General features: G+C 75.0%; 4 protein-coding genes. All 4 read right to left on the bottom strand.

The genetic code is table 11. From position 1 onward, the window contains the following. A partial coding sequence (locus AB8Z36_RS35640) for an MFS transporter (RefSeq protein WP_369217532.1) occupies window positions 1-1042 on the bottom strand: 1042 nt, incomplete at its 3' end. Window positions 1043-1050: 8 nt separating this feature from the next. Next, on the bottom strand, window positions 1051-1695 hold the full coding sequence (locus tag AB8Z36_RS35635) for a helix-turn-helix domain-containing protein (RefSeq protein WP_369217531.1): 645 nt from the start codon (window positions 1693-1695) through the stop codon (window positions 1051-1053). Between the two features lie 71 nt (window positions 1696-1766). Further along, window positions 1767-2807: an NAD(P)-dependent alcohol dehydrogenase gene (locus AB8Z36_RS35630; protein ID WP_369217533.1), complete on the bottom strand. Its 1041-nt coding sequence runs from the start codon at window positions 2805-2807 to the stop codon at window positions 1767-1769. Window positions 2808-2887: 80 nt separating this feature from the next. Then, a partial coding sequence (locus tag AB8Z36_RS35625; protein ID WP_369217530.1) for an SDR family NAD(P)-dependent oxidoreductase occupies window positions 2888-3553 on the bottom strand: 666 nt, incomplete at its 5' end.

The raw sequence follows: 3553 nt of genomic DNA, 5'->3' as shown, positions 1-3553 counted from the left end.
GCGCTCCTCCGAGGGACGCCGTGGCGGCGAGCAGCAGCAGTCCCGTCACGCCCGCCGCCAGGCTCCACAGGACCGCGCGTCCGCCGCCTCCGGTGCACCGGGCGGCGAGGGGTGCCAGGTGGTTGCCGAGCGCCGAGCAGAGGAATCCCGCGCAGGCCAGGCCCGCGTAGAGCACCGCGCCCTTCTCCGTGTCCCCGGTCAGGGCGGCGGCCCGGCCCGGCGTGAGCAGTTCGACCGCGGCGAGGGCGCCGCCCGCGGCCGCCGCGCTGAGCAGGACCCGGCGGACCAGTGCGTCGCCGCCGCCGAGCCGCAGCCCGGTCACGATGGTGGCGGGGACGCCGCGCAGCACCGCGCGCGGCGTGGCGGGTCTCCTGGGCGGCTCGGGCAGCGCGGTCAGGACGTACACCACGAAGAGCACGTCGAGGGCGGCGGCGAGCAGCGCGGGGACGGCGAGCGGGATCACCCGGCCGGAGGTGGCCTGGTCGAGCCGCGCGCCGAGGTCGGGGCCGAGGCCGAGCAGCCAGGGCAGTGCGCCGCCGACGAGCGTGCCGACGGCGAGCGCCCCCGCGGTGGCCGCGCCGCCCCGGGCCAGGCCGGTGCGCAGTTCGGCGTCCGGCCCCGCCGCGGCCTGGACGGTGTCGACGTACCAGGCCTCGGCGGGACCGCTGGACAGGGCGCGCCCCGCGCCCTTGACCGCCATGCCGAGCGCCAGCGCCCCCGCGGTGGTGCCGAGTCCGCCCAGCAGGAACGCGACCAGGTCGAGCAGGCCCGCGGCGACGAGGACCGCCCGGCGGCCCAGGACGTCGGAGAGTCCGCCCGTGGGGAGTTCGAGCGCGGCGGCGGTGAGCGAGTGCGCGGCGAAGAAGCCCGCGATGGTGGCCAGGCTCATGCCGCGCTCGGTGAACAGCAGCAGCTGCGGGGCGATGGCGAGCCCGAGCGGCAGCCAGAACAGGACGCTGACGGTGACGTAGCGGCGCCGCGCGGTGCGTATGTCCAGGGCATCCGTCCCCGGTGTCGGCGCGGGGTGCCCGGGTCGTGTCACCGGGGTCGTCACGGGGTGCCCGCAGCGTCCTCGGTGGCCCCGGCGTCCGGTTCAGTCGCCGGTGCCGACTCGCGCGGCGCCAGCGGCAGGCCCGCCGTGAAGAGCACCGTCCGCCTCGCGTTCGGGTCGGCGGCGTCGCGGTCGGTGAGCTCGGCGAGCTTCGACTCGAACGTCTGCCACAGCTCGCCCAGGGACTCCGGCGTGAGCCTCGGCAGCAGGTCGCTGATTCCGGCGGGTTCGAGCCACGCCGGGTCGAGCCGCCCGGCGGCCATGTCGCCCTCGTGGCGCTCGACCGCCTCCGTGAGGTGCTGGATCTGGCGTCTGCGCATTGCGCCGACGAAGTCACCGCCGCCGGGTGACTCCGCCATCGCGCGGCTGCTCCACGAGGTCACCTCGTGGACGGAGCGCCAGCGGCGCTCCCTGCCGTCGCGCTGCTCGGCCTCGGTGACGAACGCGTACTTCGCGAGGACCCGCAGGTGGTAGCTGGTGGCGGCGGACGACTCCCCCGTGGCCGCCGCCAGCTCGGTCGCGGTGGCCGGTCCGTCCGCGCGCAGCAGGCCGAGGAGCCTGATGCGGAGCGGATGCGTGAGCGCCTTGAGCGCCGCCACGTCGCTCTCGGGGTCGAGTACGCGTCTCTTGTCATCGCCGTTCATGGCGCGAGCGTACGGCGGCGCATCCCTTTCGCAAAAGAAGTTTTGCAGAGTTTATTTTGCGAAAGGGTCGGCTAGCCGTTGGGCAGGATCACCGCGCGGCCGTTGACCCGGCCCGCGTGCAGGTTCTCGTACGCCTTCGGGGCGTCGTCCAGGGTGTACGTCTCCACGTGCACGTCGATCGCGCCCGCGCGGGCCAGGTCGAGGACCTCGACCAGTTCCGCCCTGCTGCCCCAGTACGGGGAGCGGACCGCCACGTCGTAGGCGGTCGTGCCGAAGCCGACGGAGGCGGCTCCGCCGCCGAGGCCGACGATGGCGACGTCCGCCTCGACCCCGGCACAGGCGGCGGCCGTGGCGGCGGTGGGCGGCGCGCCGACAAAGTCGAACACCGCCTGGGCGCCCAGGCCGCCGGTCAGCGCGCGGACCCGGCCCGCCGCGTGCTCGTCCGAGAGGACGGTCTCGTGGGCGCCGACCGCGCGGGCGAGATGCAGCTTCTCCTCGGTGACGTCCAGGGCGATCACCCGCGCCGGGGTCAGCGCGCGCAGCAGCTGGATGGCCACGTGCCCGAGGCCGCCGGTGCCGATGACCACGGCGGTGCTGCCCGGGGTCAGCTTCGGCAGCGAGGTCTTGATCGCGTGGTAGGGGGTCAGGCCCGCGTCGGTCAGCGGCACGGCGGTCACCGGGTCGAGGCCGCCCAGGGGCACCAGGTGCCGGGGGTTGTCCACGATCATGTACTCGGCGATGGCGCCGGGCGCCCCCAGGCCGGGCGGGCGGATGCCGAGTTCGGCGGCGCGCGTGCAGTAGTTCTCCTTGCCCTGCGCGCACAGCAGACAGCTTCCGCAGCCCCAGGGACCGTAGACGGCGACGGCGTCCCCGGGCTCGAAGCCGGTGACTCCCTCGCCCAGGGCCGCGACCGTGCCCGCGCCCTCGTGGCCGAGGGTGAGCGGCAGCGGGAAGGCCAGCGCCTCGGCGGGCATGCTCATCACCGCGATGTCGGAGTGGCAGACGCCCGCGGCGGTGACCTTCAGGAGGACCTGGCCGGGCCCCGGCTCGGGGCGCGGCACGGTGACCACCTCGGGGGCCGCGCCGACACTGCGGTACTGCACGGCCTTCATCCGTACGTCCATCGTGCTGCTCATCTCTCTGCTCCTCTCCCGGTCTCCCGGGTCTCAGGTCCCCCCAGTGGCCGGTGTGCTCAGCGCGCGGCGTAGGCGCCGTCGACCAGGTGGTAGCTGCCGTTCACGAACGAGGCGCGGTCGGAGAGCAGGAACATCGTCAGCTCGGCGACCTCGGCGGCCGTGCCCAGACGGCCCTGCGGGTGCAGCGCGACGAGCTGCTCGCGCTGGGCGTCGTCGCCCTTGAGGAGCGGGGTGTCGATGAAGCCGGGGGCGACGGCGTTGATCCGTATGCCCCGCGACGCGTACTCCACGGCGGCGGTCTTGGTGAGGCCGACGACCGCGTGCTTGGCGGCGGCGTAGGCGGGCGAGCCCGCGAAGCCGTTGGTGCCGAGGATGGAGGACATGTTGACGACGGCGCCGCCGCCCGCGGCGAGCAGGTGGGGCAGTTCGTGGCGCAGCGAGTAGAAGACGCCGTTGAGGTTGGTGTCGATCACGCGCTGCCAGTCCTCGACGGCGTACTCACCGGTCGGGGCGGAGGCGCCCGCGATCCCCGCGTTGTTCACCGCCAGGTGCAGTCCGCCGTACGTACGGACGGCGGACTCGACGGCTTCGCGGACCGACTCGGGGTCGGTGACGTCGACCCGCACGGCGGTGGCCCGGCCGCCCGCCCCGGTCAGCTCGCGGGCGACGTCCCGCGCACCCGCCTCGTTGAAGTCGGCGAGGACGACCGCGGCTCCGGCCCC

Source organism: Streptomyces flavofungini (genome assembly GCF_041028215.1).
Classification (GTDB): Bacteria; Actinomycetota; Actinomycetes; order Streptomycetales; family Streptomycetaceae; genus Streptomyces; species Streptomyces flavofungini_B.
This window is presented reverse-complemented; position numbering and strand designations above follow the sequence as displayed.

Excerpts from the sequence above, each read along its gene's own strand:
- AB8Z36_RS35635 (WP_369217531.1), bottom strand. The coding sequence starts at position 1,695 with ATGAACGGCGATGACAAGAGACGCGTACTCGACCCCGAGAGCGACGTG.
- AB8Z36_RS35630 (WP_369217533.1), bottom strand. The coding sequence starts at position 2,807 with ATGAAGGCCGTGCAGTACCGCAGTGTCGGCGCGGCCCCCGAGGTGGTC.